Genomic DNA, 18,543 nt, shown 5'->3' with positions numbered 1-18,543 from the left:
TGGGCCAGAATCTACGCGCGTTGTGCACCTGAGCGACGCCATCGAACCGAGGAGAAGCACATGCCGTTGAACCGCCGGACGTTCCTGGAGGGCTCCGTGGCCGTCGGGGCCGGGGCCGCCCTCACCGCCGGGGCCGTCGCCCCGGCCGAGGCCCACGGACCCGGGCACGGACACCGCCCGAAGCCGGCCGTGCGGTACTCCTTCACCGTCATGGGGACGACCGACTTGCACGGGAACGTCTTCAACTGGGACTACTTCACGGACAAGGAGTTCGACGACAAGGCGCACAACGACGTCGGCCTCGCGAAGATCTCCACGCTCGTCGAGCAGGTGCGGAAGGCGAAGGGGAGGCGCAACACCCTGCTCATCGACGCCGGTGACACCATCCAGGGCACCCAGCTGTCGTACTACTACGCCAAGGTCGACCCGATCACCGCGCGGCGCGGGCCGGTGCACCCGATGGCGCAGGCGATGAACGCCATCGGCTACGACGCCGCCGCCCTCGGCAACCACGAGTTCAACTACGGCATCCCGGTGCTGCGGAAGTTCGAGGAGCAGTGCGACTTCCCGCTGCTCGGCGCCAACGCGCTCGACGCGAAGACCCTGCGGCCGGCGTTCGCCCCGTACAGCATGCACCGGCTGCGGACCCCCTGCGGCCGGGGCGTGAAGGTGGCCGTGCTCGGGCTGACCAACCCGGGGATCGCGATCTGGGACAAGGCGAACGTCAGCGGGAAGATGGTCTTCCCCGGTCTGGAGGAGCAGGCGGCGAAGTGGGTGCCGAAGCTGCGCTCGATGGGCGCGGACGTGGTGGTCGTCTCGGCGCACTCCGGTTCCAGCGGCACGTCCTCGTACGGTGACCAGCTGCCGTACGTCGAGAACGCGGCCGGGCTCGTGGCCGAGCAGGTGCCGGGCATCGACGCGATCCTCGTGGGGCACGCGCACACCGAGATCCCCGAGTACCGGGTCGCGAACAAGGAGACCGGCAAGGAGGTCGTCCTCTCCGAGCCGCTGAAGTGGGGCCAGCGCCTCACCCTCTTCGACTTCGACCTGGTGTGGGAGAAGGGCCGCTGGAGCGTCGAGAAGGCGGGCGCCCAGGTCCTGAACTCCAACACGGTGGAGGAGGACCGGACGATCGTGCGGCTGCTCTCCGACGAGCACCGGAAGGTGGTCGCGTACGTCAACCAGGTCATCGGCACCTCGACCTCGGCGATGACCACGGCCGACGCGCCGTGGAAGGACGAGCCGATCATCGACCTGATCAACGTGGTGCAGGCGGAGACGGTGAAGGCGGCGCTGGCGGGCGGCGCGTACGCGGGTCTGCCGGTGCTCTCGCAGGCCTCCTGCTTCTCCCGTACGGCCCGGATCCCGGCCGGTCAGGTCACGATCAAGGACGCGGCGGGTCTGTACCCGTTCGAGAACACGCTTGAGGCGCGGCTGCTGACGGGCGCCCAGCTCAAGGACTACCTGGAGTTCTCGGCGCGGTACTACGTGCGGACCCCGGCGGGCGCCCCGGTCGACACGGCGAAGCTGACGAACGCGGACAACACGCCGGACTACAACTACGACGCGGTGTCGGGTCTGACGTACGAGATCGACATCGCGAAGCCGGCCGGTTCGCGGATCGTGAACCTGTCGTTCGAGGGGAAGCCGCTGGACCCGGCGGCGAGGTTCGTCCTCGCGGTGAACAACTACCGGGCGAGCGGCGGCGGCGCGTTCCCGCACGTGGCGAACGCGCAGCAGCTCTGGGCGGACTCGGACGAGATCCGCAACACCATCATCCAGTGGGTGCGGGCGAAGGGGACGGTCGACCCGGGGCAGTTCGCGTCGGTGGACTGGAAGCTGACCCGGGACGGCGTGCCGGTGTTCTGATCCGTACGTCAGTGCTGGACGAGAGGCGTCAGCTTCCGGCCCTGGGCCGGGATGCCGGGCGCCTCTCGCGTTTCCAGGCCGAAGCTGGTGAAGGCGGTGCGGCGGGGCAGCGGGTAGGGCTCCTTGCCGGTGATCGCGTTGAGGATGGTGGCGCTGCGCCAGGCGGCGAGGCCGAGGTCGGGGGCGCCGACGCCGTGGGTGTGGCGTTCGGCGTTCTGGACGTGGACGGCGCCGGTGACGGAGGGGTCGAGGACGAGGCGGTACTGCTCGTCGATCCGGGGGCGGCCGGCGGAGTCGTGGCGCAGGTAGGGGTCGAGGCCGGTGAGGAGGCGGTCGAGGGGGCGTTCGCGGTAGCCGGTGGCGAGGACGACGGCGTCGGTGGTGAGGCGGGTGCGGGCGGACTGCTGGACGTGCTCCAGGTGCAGTTCGACGCGGGTGGTGGCGACGCGGCCGGCGGTGCGGACGCGGACGCCGGGGGTGAGGACGGCGTCGGGCCAGCCGCCGTGGAGGGTGCGGCGGTAGAGCTCGTCGTGGATGGCGGTGAGGGTGGCGTCGTCGATGCCCTTGTGGAGCTGCCACTGGCGGGGCACGAGGCCGTCGCGCACCTGCTCGGGGAGGGCGTGGAAGTAGCGGGTGTAGTCGGGCGTGAAGTGTTCGAGGCCGAGCTTGGAGTACTCCATGGGGGCGAAGGCCTCGGTGCGGGTGAGCCAGTGGATGCCCTCGGCTCCGGCGGGGCGGGCGCGCAGGAGGTCGAGGAAGATCTCGGCGCCGGACTGGCCGGAGCCGATGACGGTGACGTGTCCGGCGGCGAGGAGGGTCTCGCGGTGGGTGAGGTAGTCGGCGGAGTGGACGACGGGGACGCCGGGGGCGTCGGCGAGGGGCTTCAGGGGTTCGGGGACGTACGGTTCGGTGCCGACGCCGAGGACGACGTTGCGGGTGTAGGTGCGGCCGAGGGCCTCGGTCTCGCCCTCGGGGTCGAGCTGGGCGAAGTCGACCTCGAAGAGGCGCCGTTCGGGGTTCCAGCGGACGGAGTCGACCTGGTGGGCGAAGTGGAGGCCGGGGAGGCGTTCGCTGGCCCAGCGGCAGTAGGCGTCGTACTCGGCGCGGTGGATGTGGAACTTCTCGGCGAAGTAGAAGGGGAAGAGGCGCTCGCGGCTCTTGAGGTAGTTGAGGAAGGTCCAGGGGCTGGCGGGGTCGGCGAGGGTGACGAGGTCGGCGAGGAAGGGGACCTGGAGGGTGGCGCCGTCGATGAGGAGGCCGGGGTGCCAGTGGAAGGCGGGGCGCTGTTCGTAGAAGGCGGTGGAGAGGCCGCCGGGGACGCCGTGGGCGAGGGCGGCGAGGGAGAGGTTGAAGGGGCCGATGCCGATGCCGACGAGGTCGTGGGGGCGGTCGGGGGCCGGGGTGTCCCGGGGGTGCGGGGGCCGGTCGGTGTCCTGTTCGGGGGTGCTGCCGGTCATCGGTGGGCGCTGCCTTCCACGAGGGTGATGAGCTGGTCCAGGTCGCCGGGGGTGGCGTGGGGGTTGAGGAGGGTGGCCTTGAGCCAGAGGCGGCCGTCCGCGCGGGCCCGGCCGAGGACCGCCCGGCCGCCGGTGAGGAGGGTGCGGCGGATCGCGGCGACGGCGGTGTCGTCGGCGTCGTGGGGGCGGAAGAGGACGGTGGTGAGGACGGGCCGGGCGCGCAGGTCGAGGGCGGGGGCCTTCTCGATGCGGTCGGCGAGGTCCTGGGCGAGGTCCATGCAGGTGTCGACGAGGGCGCCGAGGCCGGTGCGGCCGAGGGCGCGGAGGGTGACGGCGGCCTTGAGGACGTCGGGGCGGCGGGTGGTGCGCGGGGAGCGGCCGAGGAGGTCGGGGAGACCGGCGTCGGTGTCGTCGTCGGCGTTGAGGTAGTCGGCGGTGTGGGCGAGGGGGGCGAGGTCGGTCGTGTCGCGGACGGCGAGGAGTCCGGCGGCGGCGGGCTGCCAGCCGAGCTTGTGGAGGTCGACGGTGACGGTGCGGGCGCGGTCGAGGCCGGCGAGGAGGGGGCGGTGGGTGCGGCTGAAGAGGAGGGGGCCGCCGTAGGCGGCGTCGACGTGGAGGTCGGCGCCGTGGGCGGCGCAGACGTCGGCGAGTGCGGGCAGGGGGTCGATCAGGCCTTCGTCGGTGGTGCCGGCGGTGGCGGCGACGAGGAGCGGGCCGGGGGTGTCGGTCAGGGCCGCGTGGAGGGCGGCGGGGTCGAGGACGCCTCGGGGGGTGGGGACGACGACGGGGGCGGGGAGGCCGAGGAGCCAGGCGGCGCGCCGGAAGGAGTGGTGGGCGTTGGCACCGACGACGGTGCGGAGGGGGCCTTTTCCGGTGGGGCGTTCCTGGGCGTGGCCTTCCCGGGCGTGGCGTTCTCCGGTGTGGCCTTCCCCGGCGTGGCGTTCCCCGGCGTGGCGTTCCCCGGCGTGGCGTTCCCTGGCGAGGAGGAGGGCGAGTTGGTTGGACTCGGTGCCGCCGGTGGTGACGAGGGCGTCGGGGTGGGGGGCGCCGGGGTGGATCTCGGCGGCGAGGGCGGTGGTGACCAGGGTTTCGAGGGCGGAGGCGGCGGGGGCCTGGTCCCAGGAGTCCATGGAGGGGTTGAGCGCGGAGGCGGCCAGGTCGGCGGCGGCGGCGAGTGCGAGGGGCGGGGTGTGGAGGTGGGCGGCGCAGAGCGGGTCGGCGGGGTCGGCGGCGCCGGCGGCGAGGGCGTGGACGAGGGTGCGGAGGGCTTCGTCGGGGCCGGTTCCGGTCTCGGGGAGTACGGCTCCGAGCCGTGCGGTGCGGTGGGCCACCGCCTCCGGTCCCCCGGCCGGGAGCGGTCCGCCCCGCTCCTCGGCGCCGGCGCGCAGGGCGTCGAGGACGGCGCCCAGGAGGGGCCGCAGGGCGTCGGCGCCGGGGACGCCTCCGGCGAGGGGTGGGGGTGCGGCACGCATGGACGACAGGGTGCCGGGGGGTGCGGGGGTTTGTCCGGAGAGTGCGGGGGTGTGACCCGAACGGGGGACACGGGGTGGTGTTTCGGGGACGGGTGGTGCGGGGAGCGGGGTCCCCGCACCATCCTCCGGCTCAGCCCTCCCTGACCCGCAGGGCCCGGCGCAGGTCGTCGAGCTGGTCGACGAGCTTGCGGCGGAGGGCCGGGATCATGGGGGTGTCGGCCAGGTGGCGTTCGCCGAGGGCCAGGGAGTCGGCGTCGACCGCGTGCGCAGGGAAGGCGTGGCGGCCGGCGGCCTCGGCCATGGCGGGGCCGCGCCGGTCGCCGAGGGCGACGGCCGCCTCGTAGAAGCGGGGCACGTACGCGCCGACGAACTCGGCCTGTTCGGGCTGCCAGAAGCCCTGGGCGGTGGCGGTGAAGAGGTAGTTGGAGAGGTCGTCGGAGTCGAAGAGGGCGGACCAGGCCGCCTCCTTGGCCTCGGGGGTCGGCAGGGCGGCGCGGCAGCGGGCGGCGCCCTCCTGGCCGGTGGCGCTGGGGTCGCGTTCGAGTTCGGCGGCGACGGCGGCCTCGTCGGTGGCGCCGAGGACGGCGAGCCGGGCGAGGATGCGCCAGCGCAGTTCGGGGTCGAGTTCGGGGCCGCCGTGGACGGTGCCCTCGTCGAGCCAGGAGGCGATCTTGTCGGGGGTGGTGGCGCTGTCGACGAAGGCGCGGACGGCGGTGAGGCGCAGTCCGGGCGCCTCGCCGTCCTCGGTGCGGCGCAGCAGGGCGCGGGCGATCCCGCAGATCGTGGCGAGGGCGGCGGGGCGCTCGTCGGCGGGGACGTACCGGTCGGCGATCTGGTGGCGGGCGAAGGCCAGGACGCCTTGGACGAGGGCGAGTTCGGTCTCCTCGGTGAGGTGCGCCAGGGCGACTTCGAGGTAGTCGGCGGGGGCGAGGTCGCCGTCGCGGACCCGGTCGCGCAGCGCGTTCCAGAGGACGGCGCGGGTGAGCGGGTCGGGGACGCGGGAGAGGCCGCGCAGGGCGGACTCCTCGGAGACGTCGTCGAAGCGGAGCTTGGTGTAGGTGAGGTCCTCGTCGTTGAGGACGACGAGGGCGGGGCGGGGGCCGGCGAGTTCGGCGGGGGCGTCCTGGGGGACGTCGAGTTCGCGGCGTTCGCGCGGGACGAGGTCGCCGGAGGGGTCGCGGTCGTAGACGCCGACGGAGATCCGGTGGGGGCGGCTGCCGTCGCGGTCGACCGTGAGGTTCCAGTGGAGGCCCTCGCCGTCGAGGCGGGGGGTGAGGGTGTCGACGCCGGTGGTGCGCAGCCACTGTTCGGCCCAGCCGTGGACGTCGCGGTCGGTGGCGGCGGCGAGGTTGTCGATGAAGTCGGCGAGGGTGGCGTTGCCGAACTTGTGCCGCTCGAAGTGGATGTTGATGCCGGCGAGGAAGTCCTTCTCGCCGAGCCAGGTGACGAGCTGGCGGAGGGCGGAGGCGCCCTTGGCGTAGGAGATGCCGTCGAAGTTGAGGAGGGCGGAGGCGGTGTCGGGGACGGCCTCGGGGTCGGGGGCGACGGGGTGGGTGGAGGGCCGCTGGTCGGCCTCGTATCCCCAGGCCTTGCGGGCGACGCCGAAGTCGATCCAGGTGTCGGGGAAGAGGTCGGAGCAGGCCTCGTTGACGGTCTGGTAGCCCATGTACTCGGCGAAGGACTCGTTCAGCCAGATGTCGTCCCACCAGCGCAGGGTGACGAGGTCGCCGAACCACATGTGGGCCATCTCGTGGGCGATGACCATGGCGCGGGTCTGGCGCTCGGTGACGGTGACGGCGGAGCGGAAGACGAACTCGTCGCGGAAGGTGACGAGGCCGGGGTTCTCCATGGCGCCGGCGTTGAACTCGGGGACGAAGGCCTGGTCGTACGAGTCGAAGGGGTACGGCTCGTCGAACTTCTCGTGGTAGCGGTCGTAGCAGGCCCTGGTGACGGCGAGGATCTCGTCGGCGTCGGCGTCGAGGTGGGGGGCGAGGGAGCGGCGGCAGTGGATGCCGAAGGGGAGCCCGGCGTGTTCGGTGCGGACCGAGTGCCAGGGGCCGGCTGCGACGCAGACGAAGTAGGTGGAGAGGAGGGGGGTGGGGGCGGCCTTCCAGGTGCCGTCGGCCTGGCGTTCGGTGATGCCGTTGGCGAGGACGGTCCAGTCGTCGGGGGCGGTGACGGCGACCTCGAAGACGGCCTTGAGGTCGGGCTGGTCGAAGGCGGCGAAGACGCGCTGGACGTCCTCCATGAAGAGCTGGGTGTAGACGTACGACTCGCCGTCGGTGGGGTCCGTGAAGCGGTGCATGCCCTCGCCCGTGCGGGAGTAGCGCATGGTGGTGGCGACGCGCAGCTCGTGTTCGCCCTCGGTGAGGCTCAGCGGGAGCCGGTTGCCGTCGAGGGCGGCGGGGTCGAGGGGCTCTCCGTCGAGGGTGGCGGAGTGCAGGGTGACGGGCTTGAGCTCGACGAAGGTGTCCCCGGCGGCGCGGGCGGTGAATCGGACGGTGCTGGTGGACTCGAAGGTCTCGGCGCCGGTGGTGAGGTCGATGTCCACGCGGTAGTGGTGGACGTCGAGGAGCTGGGCACGGGTCTGCGCTTCGTCGCGCGTCAGTACGGACATGGGCCCTATGCTGCCCGATGCCCGGGGCCTCCGGCAGGGGTGCGGGGAGAACCTTGCCGGGGCGTGACCTGCGGGGGCTCTCCTCCGGCGCGTTCCGTCAGCGCGTTCCGTCCGCGATCGTCTCGTGGTGGCGGATGACCTCGGCGATGATGAAGTTGAGGAGCTTCTCGGCGAAGGCCGGGTCCAGTTTCGCGCTCTCGGCGAGTTCCCGGAGGCGGGCGATCTGGCGGGCCTCGCGGGCGGGGTCGGCGGGCGGCAGCTGGTGCGCGGCCTTGAGGACGCCGACCTGCTGGGTGCACTTGAAGCGCTCGGCGAGCATGTGCACGACCGCCGCGTCGATGTTGTCGATGCTGTCGCGCAGCCGGGTCAGCTCGGTGCGTACGGCTTCGTCGGCGGCCGGGGAGGAGGCCGGGGTCTCTTCGGCGGCCGGGGTCGGTGCGGAGGCTGGGGTCGGTGCGGAGGCCGGTGCCGGGGTCGGTGCGGAGGCCGGGGTGGAGTCGCTCATGATCTGCGAGCTTAGACGGATCGCGGAAGGATCGTCGGAGGGTGTTCGGGATCCGGGACGCGGTTGCTCCAGCCGCCGGGCACGGACCGTCCCTGCTGCTCGCGGAAGCGGATGGGGGCGGTGCCGACCCGGCGGGTGAAGAGCCGGGAGAAGTAGGCGGGGTCGTCGTAGCCGACGCGGCGGGCGACGGCGGAGACGGGCAGTTCGGTGGCGGCGAGGAGTTCCTTGGCGCGGCCGAGGCGGACGGTGAGCAGGTAGTCCTTGGGGCTGCATCCGGCGGCGCGGCGGACGGCGGTGCGCAGTTCGGCGGGGGTCATGCCGTGGCGGGCGGCGTGCTCGGCGACGGAGAGCGGCTGGAAGGCGTCGCGGGCGAGGGCGGCGAGGACGGGGTCGCCGTCGGCGTTGGTGTCGGCGCGGGCGCGGCGCAGGGCGACGAGGAGTTCGTGGACGGCGGCGCCGGTCTCCACCTCCAGGAGGGGGTTGCCGGGGCGTGCGGCGCGGGCGATCCGGGCGATGGCGGCGCGGGCGGGGGCGGCGTCGGAGAGGGGGACGACGGGCCGGTCGGGTTCGATGTAGCCGAGTTCGGTGTAGGTGGCGGCGGCGGGTCCGGAGAAGTCGACGAAGGCCTCGTCCCAGCCGGTGCCGGGGTCGGCGCCGTAGTGGTGGGGGGTGCCGGGGGTGAGCCAGATCAGGGCGGGGGCGGTGACGGCGGTGCGCCGTCCGTCGGCGCCCCGGTACCAGCCGGCGCCGGCGGAGACGACGACGGCCACGTGGTGGTCGAGGGTGCGGGGGCCGACGGTGGGCAGGGTGCCGTGCTGGAGTCCGACGCCGAGGCAGACGAGGCCGAGGCGGTGGTGGACGGGGCTGGGCGTGAAGTAGCGCATCCAGGTGTGGTACATGCGGTGGTGCCCCTTCCCCAGGGCCCCGGCCGGGCGGGCCCTAACGTCCAAACTGCGACGATCTTTGTCCATGGACGGGTTCGCCGCCAGGGGGTGGGGTGGTGCCCATGAGCACGTTCGCTGTGGGTGACGAGGACTTCCTGCTCGACGGGCGGCCGGTGCGGCTGCTGTCGGGGGCGCTGCACTACTTCCGGGTGCACGAGGGGCACTGGGAGCACCGGCTGGGGATGCTGCGGGCGATGGGCCTCGACTGCGTCGAGACGTACGTCCCGTGGAACCTGTACGAGCCGGAGCCCGGCCGGTACGGGGACGTGGCGGCGCTCGGCCGGTTCCTGGACGCGGTGGGGCGGGCGGGGATGCGGGCGATCGTGCGCCCGGGGCCGTACGTCTGCGCCGAGTGGGAGAACGGCGGGCTCCCGCACTGGCTGACCGGGCCGCTCGGGCGGCGGGTGCGGACCCGGGACCCGGAGTTCCTGGCGCCGGTGGAGGCCTGGTTCCGGCGGCTGCTGCCGCAGGTGGTGGAGCGTCAGGTGGACCGGGGCGGGCCGGTGGTCCTGGTGCAGGTGGAGAACGAGTACGGGAGTTATGGCAGCGATCCGGTGTATCTGGAGTGGCTGGCGGGGCTGCTGCGGGAGTGCGGGGTGGTCGTGCCGCTGTTCACCTCGGACGGCCCGGAGGACCACATGCTGACGGGTGGTTCGGTGCCGGGGGTGCTGGCGACGGCGAACTTCGGCTCGGGGGCGCGGGAGGGCTTCGCGACGCTGCGCAGGCACCAGCCGTCGGGGCCGCTGATGTGCATGGAGTTCTGGTGCGGCTGGTTCGACCACTGGGGCACGGAGCACGCGGTGCGGGACGCGGAGGACGCGGCGGCGGCGCTGCGGGAGGTCCTGGAGTGCGGGGCCTCGGTCAACGTGTACATGGCTCACGGCGGCACGAACTTCGGCGGCTGGGCGGGGGCGAACCGGGACGGGGAGCTGCACGACGGGCCGTTGCGGCCGACGGTGACCTCGTACGACTACGACGCCCCGGTGGACGAGGCGGGGCGGCCGACGGAGAAGTTCCGGCGCTTCCGCGAGGTGCTCGCGGAGTACGCGGAGGGGCCGCTGCCGGAGGTGCCGGAGCCCCCGGTCCGGCTCGCGGCGCCGGTGCGGGGCGGTTTCGAGGGGTGGGCGTCGCTGGACGCGGTCCTGGAGGTCCTCGGCGACGAGGAGGTGGTGGCGGCGGTGCCGCCGACCTTCGAGGAGCTGGGGGTGGACCGGGGCCTGGTCCGCTACCGGGTGGCGGTGCCGGGACCCCGGCGGCCGTACCCGCTGGGGGTGACGGGGCTGCGGGACCGGGCGGTGGTGTACGTGGACGGGGCCCTCGCGGGGGTCCTGGACACGAGCGGCGGGGAGGACGTGGCGCTCGCGGAACCGGTGGCGGGTCCGGCGGTGGTGGACCTGTGGGTGGAGTCCCTGGGCCGGGTCAACTACGGGCCGCGGCTCGCGGAGCCGAAGGGGATCACCGGGGGCGTACGGCACGAGCGGCAGTACCTGCACGGGGTGCGGGCGCGGGGGCTGCGGCTCGACGCGGTCGAGGCGGCGGCGGTCGACAAGGTGCGCTTCGAGGAGGCCGGCGGTTCCGGGCCGGGGCTCCACCGGGCGGTCCTCGACGTGGCGGGCGCGGGGGACGCGGTGCTGCGGCTGCCGGGTGCGACCCGGGGCTTCGTCTGGGTGAACGGCTTCTGCCTGGGCCGCTACTGGTCGGCCGGCCCGCAGGAGGCGCTGTTCGTGCCGGGTCCGGTGCTGCGGGAGGGGGCGAACGAGGTGTGGGTGTTGGAGCTGGAGGGGGACGCGGGGACCGGGGTCGCGCTCGACGTCCTGTGACCGCACATTGAACAAGGGGAGCGGGCGGCCCGTGCACACCGGGCCGGCCCACACCGGCCCGGTGTACGGGAGGGGCGCTCCGGGGCCGAGGCCGCCCCGGAGCACCCGTTCACGGGCTGCCGCTACAGCGTGGCGGCGGCGGACTTGATGGCGGCGGCGAAGGTCGAGACCTCCGTGTAGACGCCGGGGTAGCCGGCGCGGGCGCAGCCCTCGCCCCAGCTCACGATGCCGACCTGGACCCAGGCCCCGGCGTTGTCCTTGCGGAACATCGGGCCGCCGGAGTCGCCCTGGCAGGTGTCGGTGCCGCCCTGGGAGTAGCCGGCGCAGATCTCCTCGCCGGGGACGAGGTCGCTGCCGTAGGCGGACTGGCAGGAGGCGTCGGAGACGAACGGGACGTTCGCCTTGAGCAGGTAGCGCTGCTGCGCCCCGCCCTCGCGGGCGGCGCCCCAGCCGGCCACCGTGAAGGTGCCGGTGTTGTAGGCGGTGGTCTCGGCGAGCTTCAGGTTGGGCAGGGAGGTGATGGGGCTGGCGAGCTTGATGAGGGCCCAGTCCTTGCCCTTGCCGTTGTAGCCGGGGGCCTGGAGGACCTTGGTCGACCTGACCTTGATGGCGCTGCCGCTCTGGAGGTCCACGACTCCGGCGGTGGCGGTGATGCCGGTGTTGTTGCCGGAGCCGCTCACACAGTGGGCGGCGGTGAGGACGACCTGCGGGCTGATCAGCGAGCCGCCACAGCCCATGGAGAGCCTGACCATCCAGGGGAACTCGCCCTGGGCGGCGCGGGTGCCGCCGACGACGGGGGCCGGGGCCGCGGAGGCGGTGGTGGTGGGCTGGAGGCTGACGGCGGCGAGGACGACGGCGCCGGCCGCGGCAAGCTTCTGGAGCGCGCGGACCATTCTGTTCTTCTTCACGTGTCTGCCTTCTCTCGTGGGGGGTCGGCCTCGACGACTCGTGACATGCGCTCGTCAAGGCGTGGTCCGCATTATGAACAGCGCTCAACCTCCGTCACAAGGAAGCCTTTTCGGCCAGCTGCGATGTGAGGGACCGTACAGTGGGCGAGAGGGGGGATCCCGCATGCCGCACCGTCAAGAGGCCGACCGTGTCGTCCACGGCTTCCCGCACCGGGCCGTGGTCGACGCCTCGCTGACCGCGCTCCACCGCCGCCTCTCCCCCGACGGCGTGCGCCGTTTTCCGGCCAGCGTGACCGCCGCCGACGTGGCCCTCGACGACGGCGAGGAGCTGCGCCCGGGCACCCGGCGGGTGGCCCGCGCCCTCGTCCGGCACCTGGGGCTGCCCGACGCGCGCGTGACGGTGGACTTCCGGCCGATGGAGCACGCCGGCACCGTCGAGCTCACCCCCGGGCCGGAGTACTCCGTGGAGGTGCACGAGCGGTTCCGGACCCGCCGCAGGGACATCGGCGCGGTCCTCGCCCACGAGATCACCCACGTGCTCCTGCACCGCCTCGGCCTGCGCTTCCCCGGCACCGCGGAGAACGAGGTCCTCACCGACGTGACCGCCGCCTACCTGGGCGCCGGGTGGCTGCTGCTGGACGCGTACCGCGAGGACGGCGTCGAGCGCCAGCGGCTCGGCTACCTGACCCCGGAGGAGTTCGGCTACGTCCTCGCCAAGCGGGCCGAACTGTTCGGCGAGGACCCGTCGCCGTGGTTCACCAGCCACGTGGCGTACGAGGCGTGGGTACGGGGCCGGGCGGAGGCCCGCCGGGAGCGCACGGCGCCGCCGCTCGCCGGGGCCGGTCCGATCGAGCGCCGCCGGTACGCCTGGGAGCGGCGCCGGGGCCGGGCCGGCGAGGGCGCCCCGTACGCCTTCGACGGCGGGGCGCCCGCGACCGGCGTCTCCTTCTCCTGCCCGGTCTGCCGCCGGCGCCTGCGGATCCCGGCCGGGCGGACGCTGCGGGCCCGGTGCGGGGTGTGCGGCACGGTCCTGGAGTGCGCGGCCTGAACCCCGTGCCCCGGTCCCTCCGGGAATCGATTTGCGCCATGTGCCGACGGCGGGTCAGGGTCGGTGCATGAGTACGTTGTTCGACGCGATCCGGGCCGGGGACGAGGACGGGGCCGTACGGGCCCTGCGGAGCGGGGCCGACCCCGAGGGACGGGAGGACGGGGAGACCGCCCTGTACCTGGCGGCCGTCGGCGGCGAGGCCGGAATCGTACGGGTGCTGCTCGCCGCCGGGGCGGATCCCGGCCGGGGCAGCGGCGAGGAGGACGGCGACCTGCCGCTGTGCGGGGCGGCCTGCTGCGGGCACACCGAGACGGTACGGGCGCTGCTGGCGGCGGGCGCGGAGGCGGACCAGGAGGAGGGGTACGGCTTCACGGCCCTGGCCTGGGCCCTGCGGCTCGGGTACGCCGACGTCGCGCGGCTCCTCCTGGAGCACGGCGCCGACCCCGACCGGCGCGGCACCGACGGGCTCGTCCCGCTGCTCGCCGCCGCCCGGCGCGGCTCCACCGGCTGCGTGCGGGCGCTCCTCGACCACGGGGCGGGCGGCAGGGAGGCCGCGCTGCGGGAGGCGCGGCGGTGGATCGGCGCCGACGTCGCCGCCGAGCTGCGACGCGGGCTCGTCGCGGGGAACGAGGGCGGGCAGACGTACGAGGCGGTGGTCCGCCGGGTCCGGGAGGACGGCGGGATCACGGTCGTCGTGGAGCTGCTGCGGGAGGACGGCGCGCCCGGGCGCGGCGACGACCGGCAGACCGGGCACGCGGCGATCGCCACGCTCCTGGAGGGCTCGCTCGGTCTCCGCACCCCCGTCGAGGAGCTGGCGGCGCGGGCGCTGCGCTGCGGCGACCCGGAACTCGACGACTGGACGACGGCGGTGGCCGAACTCGCGGGCCGGGCCGACGAGGAGACCTTCGTGGCGGCGGCCGGCTGGTGCGCCTACCGGGACCCGCTGCGGCGGGCGCTCGGCGCGCGGGTCCTGGGCGCCCTGCCGGGCTTCGCACAGAGTGCCGTGCCGGTCCTGCGGCGGCTCGCGGCGGAGCCGTCGAACGCCGCGGGTCCGGCGCGGGAGCCCGCCCTGTCGGTGGTGACGGCGCTCGGGGCGTGCGCGGACCCGGCGGCCGTGCCCGAACTGCTCGCGGCCGCCGGGCATCCCGACGCGGTGGTGCGCGGGGCCGTCGCCGGGGCCCTGGCCGGAATCGTCCCGGCCGGGCACGTCGAGGCCCTCGGGGTGGTGCTCGCGCTGAGCCGGGACGGCGACGCCCGGGTGCGGGACTGGGCGACGCTCGCGCTCGCCGAACTGCCCGACGACACCCCGCTCGTACGGGAGGGGCTCGCCGAGCGGCTCGACGACGCGGACCCGGAGACGGCGGCGGAGGCGGCGCGCGGGCTCGCGATCCGCCAGGACCCGCGCGCCGTCGACGCGCTCGCGGCGGTCCTCGCGGACGGCGAGGCGGACGGCGAGGCGCGCGAGACGGCGCTCGCCGCCCTCGAACACGTCCGGGACCCCCGGGTCAGGACCCGCCTGGAGTGGACGGCCCCGCGCAGGAGCTGAGGAAGGCCGCCGCTCCGGTGGTCGCGTCTAGCAGCCGTGGTCGATCAGGTCGAACGAGGCGTAGTGGTCGGCGGTGTAGTAGTCCTGCACCGCGCTCCCGGTGACGATCCGGCGGGCGCCCCGGGTCGTGGAGCCCGGGGTCTTCACCGTGTACTCGTGGTAGTACCCGGACGTGTGGGCGGGCAGGATCCCCTCCCTGTTCTGGAAGACGGCCCCGTCCTGGCTGTACGGGAAGGGGCCGCCCGCGTCGATCAGGTCCAGGGTGGTGTGGGCCTCGGGGGGCAGGTCGGAGGAGCAGATCTCCCCGACGGCCGCGACGACCGCGACGGCGGGTGCGGGGGCCGGGGCGGCGGTGGCCGGGGCGCCGAGGAGGAGGGAGGACAGGAGGGCGGTGGCGACACCGCCGGCGAGGGTGAACCGAGGGGGGATGCGCATGCCTGTGATGATGATGCGCGTAGATCCCGGCCGGGAACCCCGACGGTCTTCAATTCCCCGGATGTTGACCGGTCGTTCCCGTACGTACGGGACCTGTGAAGACGGGGGGCGTGCGGTGACGGACGCGGGCGGCGCCGTGGTCACGACACCGCCCGCGTCCGGACCCCGTAGGGGGTTACGTGTTGTCGGCCGGCCGCTGCCGGGGCCCGCGGGGGCGGCCCGTGCCCGCCGTCCGGCGCCCGCCGCGACCTCCCCCGGCGGAGGCGGAGGCGGACGCGGCGGTGCGCCCGGAGCCCGCGCCCCGGCCCGTACCGGAGCCGCGGCCCCCGCCCGTACCGGAAGCGCGGCCCCCGCCCGTACCCGTGCCGGAGGTGGCGCCGGTGTTTCCGGAGGCGGCCGGACGGCGACGGCGGCGACCGCCGCCCCCGTTCCCGGCACCGGCGCCGGAACCGGCCGGCTTGCGGGACGGGGTGGGCTGCGGGGTCTCGATGACGATCGGGACGCCCGAGGGCTCCTTGGCGCCGGTGAGCTCGGCGAGCTCCTCGTCGCTGGACTTGATCTGGGCGGTGCGGGGGCTGATGCCCGCGTTGGACATCAGCCGGCCCATGTCGCGCTTCTGGTCGGGCAGGACCAGGGTGAAGACGCTGCCGGACTCGCCGGCGCGGGCGGTGCGGCCGCCGCGGTGGAGGTAGTCCTTGTGGTCCATCGGCGGGTCGACGTTCACGACCATGTCGAGGTCGTCGACGTGGATGCCGCGGGCCGCCACGTTCGTCGCGACGAGCGTGGTGACCTGGCCGTTCTTGAACTGGTCCAGGGTGCGGTTGCGCTGCGGCTGCGAACGCCCGCCGTGCAGGCCGGAGGCCCGTACGCCGTTGGCGAGGAGCCGCTTGACCAGCCGGTCCACGGACCGCTTGGTGTCCAGGAAGAGGATCGTGCGCCCGTCGCGGGCCGCGATCCGCAGCGTGACGGCCTTCTTGTCGGTCTCGTCGGCCACGTACAGGACGTGGTGCTCCATGGTGGTGACCGCGCCGGCCGACGGGTCGACGGAGTGCACGACCGGGTCGTCGAGGAACATCTTGACCAGGCGGTCGATGTTCCGGTCGAGGGTGGCCGAGAACAGCAGGCGCTGGCCGCCCGGCTCGACCTGCTTCAGGAGCTTGGTGACCTGCGGCAGGAAGCCCATGTCGGCCATCTGGTCGGCCTCGTCGAGGACGGTGACGGCGACCTGGTCGAGCCGGCAGTCGCCGCGGTCGATGAGGTCGGCGAGGCGGCCGGGGGTGGCGATGAGGACCTCGGCGCCGCGCCGCAGCGCGGAGGACTGCCGGGTGATCGACATGCCGCCGACGACGGTGGTGATCCGCAGCCGCAGGGCGCCGGCGTACGGGGTGAGGGCGTCGGTGACCTGCTGGGCGAGCTCGCGCGTGGGCACCAGGACGAGGGCGAGGGGCGCGGTCGGCTCGGCGCGGCGGCCCGCGGTGCGGGCGAGCAGGGCGAGGCCGAAGGCGAGGGTCTTGCCGGAGCCGGTGCGGCCCCGGCCGAGCACGTCACGCCCCGCGAGCGAGTTCGGCAGGGTCGCGGCCTGGATCGGGAACGGCTCCGTGACGCCCTGCTCGCCGAGGGTCCGCAGCAGGCCCTCGGGCATGTCGAGGTCGGCGAAGGAGGCCACCGGGGGCAGCGCGGGCGTCAGCGACACCGGCGGCGTGAACTCGCTCGGCGGCGGGGGCGCGGCGGGGCGGCGGCCGCCCCGGGAGGCCTTCGGCTGGGACGTGGACTTCGCCTGCGCGGTGCGGGGGCCGCGCTTGTGGGAGCGCTCGGAGCGGGTCATTCGTGCCTTTCTGGCCGGTGCGCCGCCGAGCCCTTCTGGCCGGTGCGCGGCGCAGCGGGGGCCCGCACCTGCGCGATGCGGGCCCCGGCTGCTCTGTCCGGAACGCGTGATACGGCTCCGGTCGTCTCTCTACCGGAACAATAGTGCGCCCCGGGACCTTCCCGCCCCGCCCGCCCGATGCCCGGACGGATCCGCCCAGCCCAGCCGCCCCCGACGTGGCCCACTTCACAGGCCGGGGGCGTCCCGGCGGGGCGGGGCGTCGTCGTTGCCGCGCCGGGTGGTCCACGCGGGCCGTCCCGGGACCCAGCTGCGGAAGGCGATCTCCTCGCCGTCCACCCACGTGCGCACGACCTCGGCCGGCTCCGCCCGGAAGAGGTGGAAGGGCGGGGGCGCGCCGGCGACGGCGGCGTACCGCTCCAGGGCCCCGGGGTCGGTGACCTCGACCGCCCGTCCGGAGATCCGGACGTCCCCGCCGCCCATGCCGGTGCCGGGGCCGGGGTTGGCGAGCAGCGCGAACCGGGGGTCGCGGCGCAGGTCGAGCGCCTTGCGGGAGTTCGGCATCATGCCGAGCCACAGCTCGCCGTCGCGGAAGTCCGCCTCGATGCCGCTGAGGCGCGGCGAGCCGTCCTTCCGCAGGGTGGCGAGGACGTGGTGGGCGTGCTGCCCGAAGCGCGCGCGCACGGTCGCGGCGAGGTCGGGTTCGGCGGCCTCGAAGGCCGACCAGGTGGTTCCGTGGTCTCCCATGGTTCCAGGGAACACGCGAAACCCGACACCTGCTGTCGGGTTTCCCCGGAAATCGCCGTACCCGGGTCAGGCGGTGGCGGCCTCGCGCTCCGCCCGGCCGCGCTCGACGCAGAACTCGTTCCCCTCGGGGTCCCCCAGGGTCGCCCAGCCGGTGCCGTCCGGGTTCCGGCGGTCGTCGAGGAGGGTCGCGCCGAGGCCGATCAGCCGCTCGACCTCCTCGTCACGGGTCCGGTCCTGCGGCTGGAGGTCGAGGTGGACCCGGTTCTTCACGGCCTTCGGCTCGGGCACCTGGATGAAGAGGAGCGAGGCCCCGGGCGACTCGACGAGCGCCTCCTCGTCCCCCGGCCGGTCGTCGTCGGACAGCTCGGAGCCGAGGACCCGGGCCCAGAAGGAGGCGAGGGCGTAGGCGTCGGCGCAGTCGATGGTCACGTGGCGTACGAGAGAGGTCATGGCGCCATGATCCCCGCCGGGCGGGGGACGCGGCCAGCGCTTTCCGGTTCCCTCACCCCCGGACGATGCCCCGGGCCCGGGCGGCGGCGAGCCACACCGGGAACTCGGAGAGGAGCCGGTCGTACAGTTCGGCGTCCGGGACCCGGTCGGGGTCCTGTCCCGCGTGGAAGAACCCGGCGTTGTCGACGGGCCGCTTTCCCGGAACGTCCAGCTCGTCCAGCCTGCGCAGGAAGTCGAACTGCCGGCTGTCGGGGTCGCCGAAGCCGATGAACTGCCAGAAGAGCGGCAGCCGGGCCGCCTTGCACACGTACCGCTCGGCCGCCGGCTTGCTGGTCGGCCCGCCGTCGGTCTGGAAGACGACGAACGCGGGATCGGTCGCCCCGCTGTCCAGGTAGTGGTCGACGACCGCGTCCATGGCCAGGTGGTAGTTCGTCTTCCCCATGTGCCCGAGCCCGGCGGCGATCCGGTGGATGCGTCCCTTGTGGTCGTCGAGCCGTATCTCGGTCTCCGCGTCGACGTCGGTGGAGAAGAACACCACGGGCACCCGCCCGTCGTCGTCGAGGTGCGCGGAGAGCCCGAGCACCCGGTCGGCGAGCGCCTGTACGGCGCCGCTCCTGTAGTACGGCCGCATCGACCCGGAGTGGTCGACGACCAGGTAGACGGCGGCCCGCTGCCCGTCGATCCCGTGCCGCCGCAGCGACTCCCCCGCCGACTTGTAGAGGCTCACGAGCGCGGGCGCGGCCTCCTCGACCTTCCGCAGGCTCAGTGCCATGGGCGTTCCCCCTCGTACGTCGCACGTCGTCGTGTCCGGCGTGCGGTCGAGCGTACGGCAGGCTCTGTGTGACGTTCCGTCAGTACGGCTCCGCTCCCGGCGGGAGGTCTGGAATCATGGGCGCCCAGGAG

14 protein-coding genes and 1 pseudogene are annotated in these 18,543 nt (G+C 74.3%); 4 read left to right on the top strand and 11 right to left on the bottom strand.

Annotated features, from left to right (window positions below):
• Window positions 1-60: 60 nt before the first annotated feature.
• A complete protein-coding gene (locus ACIP5O_RS16635; protein WP_401293764.1) occupies window positions 61-1,869 on the top strand; it encodes a bifunctional metallophosphatase/5'-nucleotidase in 1,809 nt (602 codons plus the stop codon).
• A gap of 8 nt (window positions 1,870-1,877) precedes the next feature.
• Here the strand turns inward: ACIP5O_RS16635 and ACIP5O_RS16630 are convergent, their stop codons facing one another.
• From ACIP5O_RS16630 to ACIP5O_RS16610, 5 genes are all read right to left on the bottom strand, one after another.
• Complete coding sequence (locus ACIP5O_RS16630) at window positions 1,878-3,326, bottom strand: lysine N(6)-hydroxylase/L-ornithine N(5)-oxygenase family protein (RefSeq protein ID WP_401293761.1); 1,449 nt, start codon at window positions 3,324-3,326, stop codon at window positions 1,878-1,880.
• Complete coding sequence (locus ACIP5O_RS16625; protein ID WP_401293758.1) at window positions 3,323-4,798, bottom strand: pyridoxal phosphate-dependent decarboxylase family protein; 1,476 nt, start codon at window positions 4,796-4,798, stop codon at window positions 3,323-3,325. The genes ACIP5O_RS16630 and ACIP5O_RS16625 overlap by 4 nt, the downstream gene beginning before the upstream one ends.
• A 130-nt stretch (window positions 4,799-4,928) precedes the next feature.
• Complete coding sequence (gene pepN, locus ACIP5O_RS16620) at window positions 4,929-7,415, bottom strand: aminopeptidase N (RefSeq protein WP_401293755.1); 2,487 nt, start codon at window positions 7,413-7,415, stop codon at window positions 4,929-4,931.
• Window positions 7,416-7,512: 97 nt separating this feature from the next.
• A complete protein-coding gene (locus ACIP5O_RS16615) occupies window positions 7,513-7,920 on the bottom strand; it encodes a chorismate mutase (RefSeq protein ID WP_401293752.1) in 408 nt (135 codons plus the stop codon).
• Window positions 7,921-7,931: 11 nt separating this feature from the next.
• Entirely contained in the window at window positions 7,932-8,819 is an 888-nt protein-coding gene (locus tag ACIP5O_RS16610; RefSeq protein WP_401293749.1) for an AraC family transcriptional regulator, read from the bottom strand.
• Window positions 8,820-8,926: 107 nt separating this feature from the next.
• Here ACIP5O_RS16610 and ACIP5O_RS16605 point away from each other — a divergent pair, with 107 nt between their 5' ends.
• Window positions 8,927-10,684, top strand: a complete 1,758-nt coding sequence (locus ACIP5O_RS16605) for a beta-galactosidase family protein (RefSeq protein ID WP_401293746.1) — start codon at window positions 8,927-8,929, stop codon at window positions 10,682-10,684.
• Between the two features lie 122 nt (window positions 10,685-10,806).
• On the opposite strand, the gene ACIP5O_RS16600 is transcribed toward ACIP5O_RS16605, so the two are convergent.
• Window positions 10,807-11,577, bottom strand: coding sequence for a trypsin-like serine protease (locus ACIP5O_RS16600; RefSeq protein ID WP_125668195.1), 771 nt, complete (start codon window positions 11,575-11,577; stop codon window positions 10,807-10,809).
• A gap of 178 nt (window positions 11,578-11,755) precedes the next feature.
• Here ACIP5O_RS16600 and ACIP5O_RS16595 point away from each other — a divergent pair, with 178 nt between their 5' ends.
• The gene (locus ACIP5O_RS16595; protein WP_401293744.1) at window positions 11,756-12,640 is read left to right on the top strand and encodes a hypothetical protein; all 885 of its coding nucleotides are present in this window, start codon (window positions 11,756-11,758) and stop codon (window positions 12,638-12,640) included.
• 67 nt (window positions 12,641-12,707) lie between these two features.
• Window positions 12,708-14,186: an ankyrin repeat domain-containing protein gene (locus tag ACIP5O_RS16590; protein ID WP_401293742.1), complete on the top strand. Its 1,479-nt coding sequence runs from the start codon at window positions 12,708-12,710 to the stop codon at window positions 14,184-14,186.
• Window positions 14,187-14,213: 27 nt separating this feature from the next.
• On the opposite strand, the gene ACIP5O_RS16585 is transcribed toward ACIP5O_RS16590, so the two are convergent.
• From ACIP5O_RS16585 to ACIP5O_RS16565, 5 genes and pseudogenes are all read right to left on the bottom strand, one after another.
• Window positions 14,214-14,621: a ribonuclease domain-containing protein gene (locus ACIP5O_RS16585; protein ID WP_401293739.1), complete on the bottom strand. Its 408-nt coding sequence runs from the start codon at window positions 14,619-14,621 to the stop codon at window positions 14,214-14,216.
• A 175-nt stretch (window positions 14,622-14,796) separates the two neighbouring features.
• The gene (locus ACIP5O_RS16580; protein WP_401293737.1) at window positions 14,797-16,446 is read right to left on the bottom strand and encodes a DEAD/DEAH box helicase; all 1,650 of its coding nucleotides are present in this window, start codon (window positions 16,444-16,446) and stop codon (window positions 14,797-14,799) included.
• 225 nt (window positions 16,447-16,671) lie between these two features.
• A complete protein-coding gene (locus ACIP5O_RS16575; protein ID WP_401293735.1) occupies window positions 16,672-17,190 on the bottom strand; it encodes a pyridoxamine 5'-phosphate oxidase family protein in 519 nt (172 codons plus the stop codon).
• Window positions 17,191-17,262: 72 nt separating this feature from the next.
• A pseudogene (locus ACIP5O_RS16570) lies at window positions 17,263-17,640 on the bottom strand (VOC family protein); the annotation flags it as partial.
• 52 nt (window positions 17,641-17,692) lie between these two features.
• Entirely contained in the window at window positions 17,693-18,412 is a 720-nt protein-coding gene (locus tag ACIP5O_RS16565; protein ID WP_401293733.1) for a vWA domain-containing protein, read from the bottom strand.
• Window positions 18,413-18,543: the final 131 nt, after the last annotated feature.

It is taken from the genome of Streptomyces sp. NPDC088915, assembly GCF_044749825.1.
In the GTDB taxonomy this organism is placed as follows: domain Bacteria; phylum Actinomycetota; class Actinomycetes; order Streptomycetales; family Streptomycetaceae; genus Streptomyces.
This window is presented reverse-complemented; position numbering and strand designations above follow the sequence as displayed.

Excerpts from the sequence above, each read along its gene's own strand:
- ACIP5O_RS16565 (WP_401293733.1), bottom strand. The coding sequence starts at position 18,412 with ATGGCACTGAGCCTGCGGAAGGTCGAGGAGGCCGCGCCCGCGCTCGTG.
- ACIP5O_RS16605 (WP_401293746.1), top strand. The coding sequence starts at position 8,927 with ATGAGCACGTTCGCTGTGGGTGACGAGGACTTCCTGCTCGACGGGCGG.
- ACIP5O_RS16615 (WP_401293752.1), bottom strand. The coding sequence starts at position 7,920 with ATGAGCGACTCCACCCCGGCCTCCGCACCGACCCCGGCACCGGCCTCC.
- ACIP5O_RS16630 (WP_401293761.1), bottom strand. The coding sequence starts at position 3,326 with ATGACCGGCAGCACCCCCGAACAGGACACCGACCGGCCCCCGCACCCC.
- ACIP5O_RS16635 (WP_401293764.1), top strand. The coding sequence starts at position 61 with ATGCCGTTGAACCGCCGGACGTTCCTGGAGGGCTCCGTGGCCGTCGGG.
- ACIP5O_RS16600 (WP_125668195.1), bottom strand. The coding sequence starts at position 11,577 with ATGGTCCGCGCGCTCCAGAAGCTTGCCGCGGCCGGCGCCGTCGTCCTC.
- ACIP5O_RS16575 (WP_401293735.1), bottom strand. The coding sequence starts at position 17,190 with ATGGGAGACCACGGAACCACCTGGTCGGCCTTCGAGGCCGCCGAACCC.
- pepN (WP_401293755.1), bottom strand. The coding sequence starts at position 7,415 with ATGTCCGTACTGACGCGCGACGAAGCGCAGACCCGTGCCCAGCTCCTC.
- ACIP5O_RS16590 (WP_401293742.1), top strand. The coding sequence starts at position 12,708 with ATGAGTACGTTGTTCGACGCGATCCGGGCCGGGGACGAGGACGGGGCC.
- ACIP5O_RS16610 (WP_401293749.1), bottom strand. The coding sequence starts at position 8,819 with ATGTACCACACCTGGATGCGCTACTTCACGCCCAGCCCCGTCCACCAC.
- ACIP5O_RS16625 (WP_401293758.1), bottom strand. The coding sequence starts at position 4,798 with ATGCGTGCCGCACCCCCACCCCTCGCCGGAGGCGTCCCCGGCGCCGAC.
- ACIP5O_RS16595 (WP_401293744.1), top strand. The coding sequence starts at position 11,756 with ATGCCGCACCGTCAAGAGGCCGACCGTGTCGTCCACGGCTTCCCGCAC.
- ACIP5O_RS16585 (WP_401293739.1), bottom strand. The coding sequence starts at position 14,621 with ATGCGCATCCCCCCTCGGTTCACCCTCGCCGGCGGTGTCGCCACCGCC.
- ACIP5O_RS16580 (WP_401293737.1), bottom strand. The coding sequence starts at position 16,446 with ATGACCCGCTCCGAGCGCTCCCACAAGCGCGGCCCCCGCACCGCGCAG.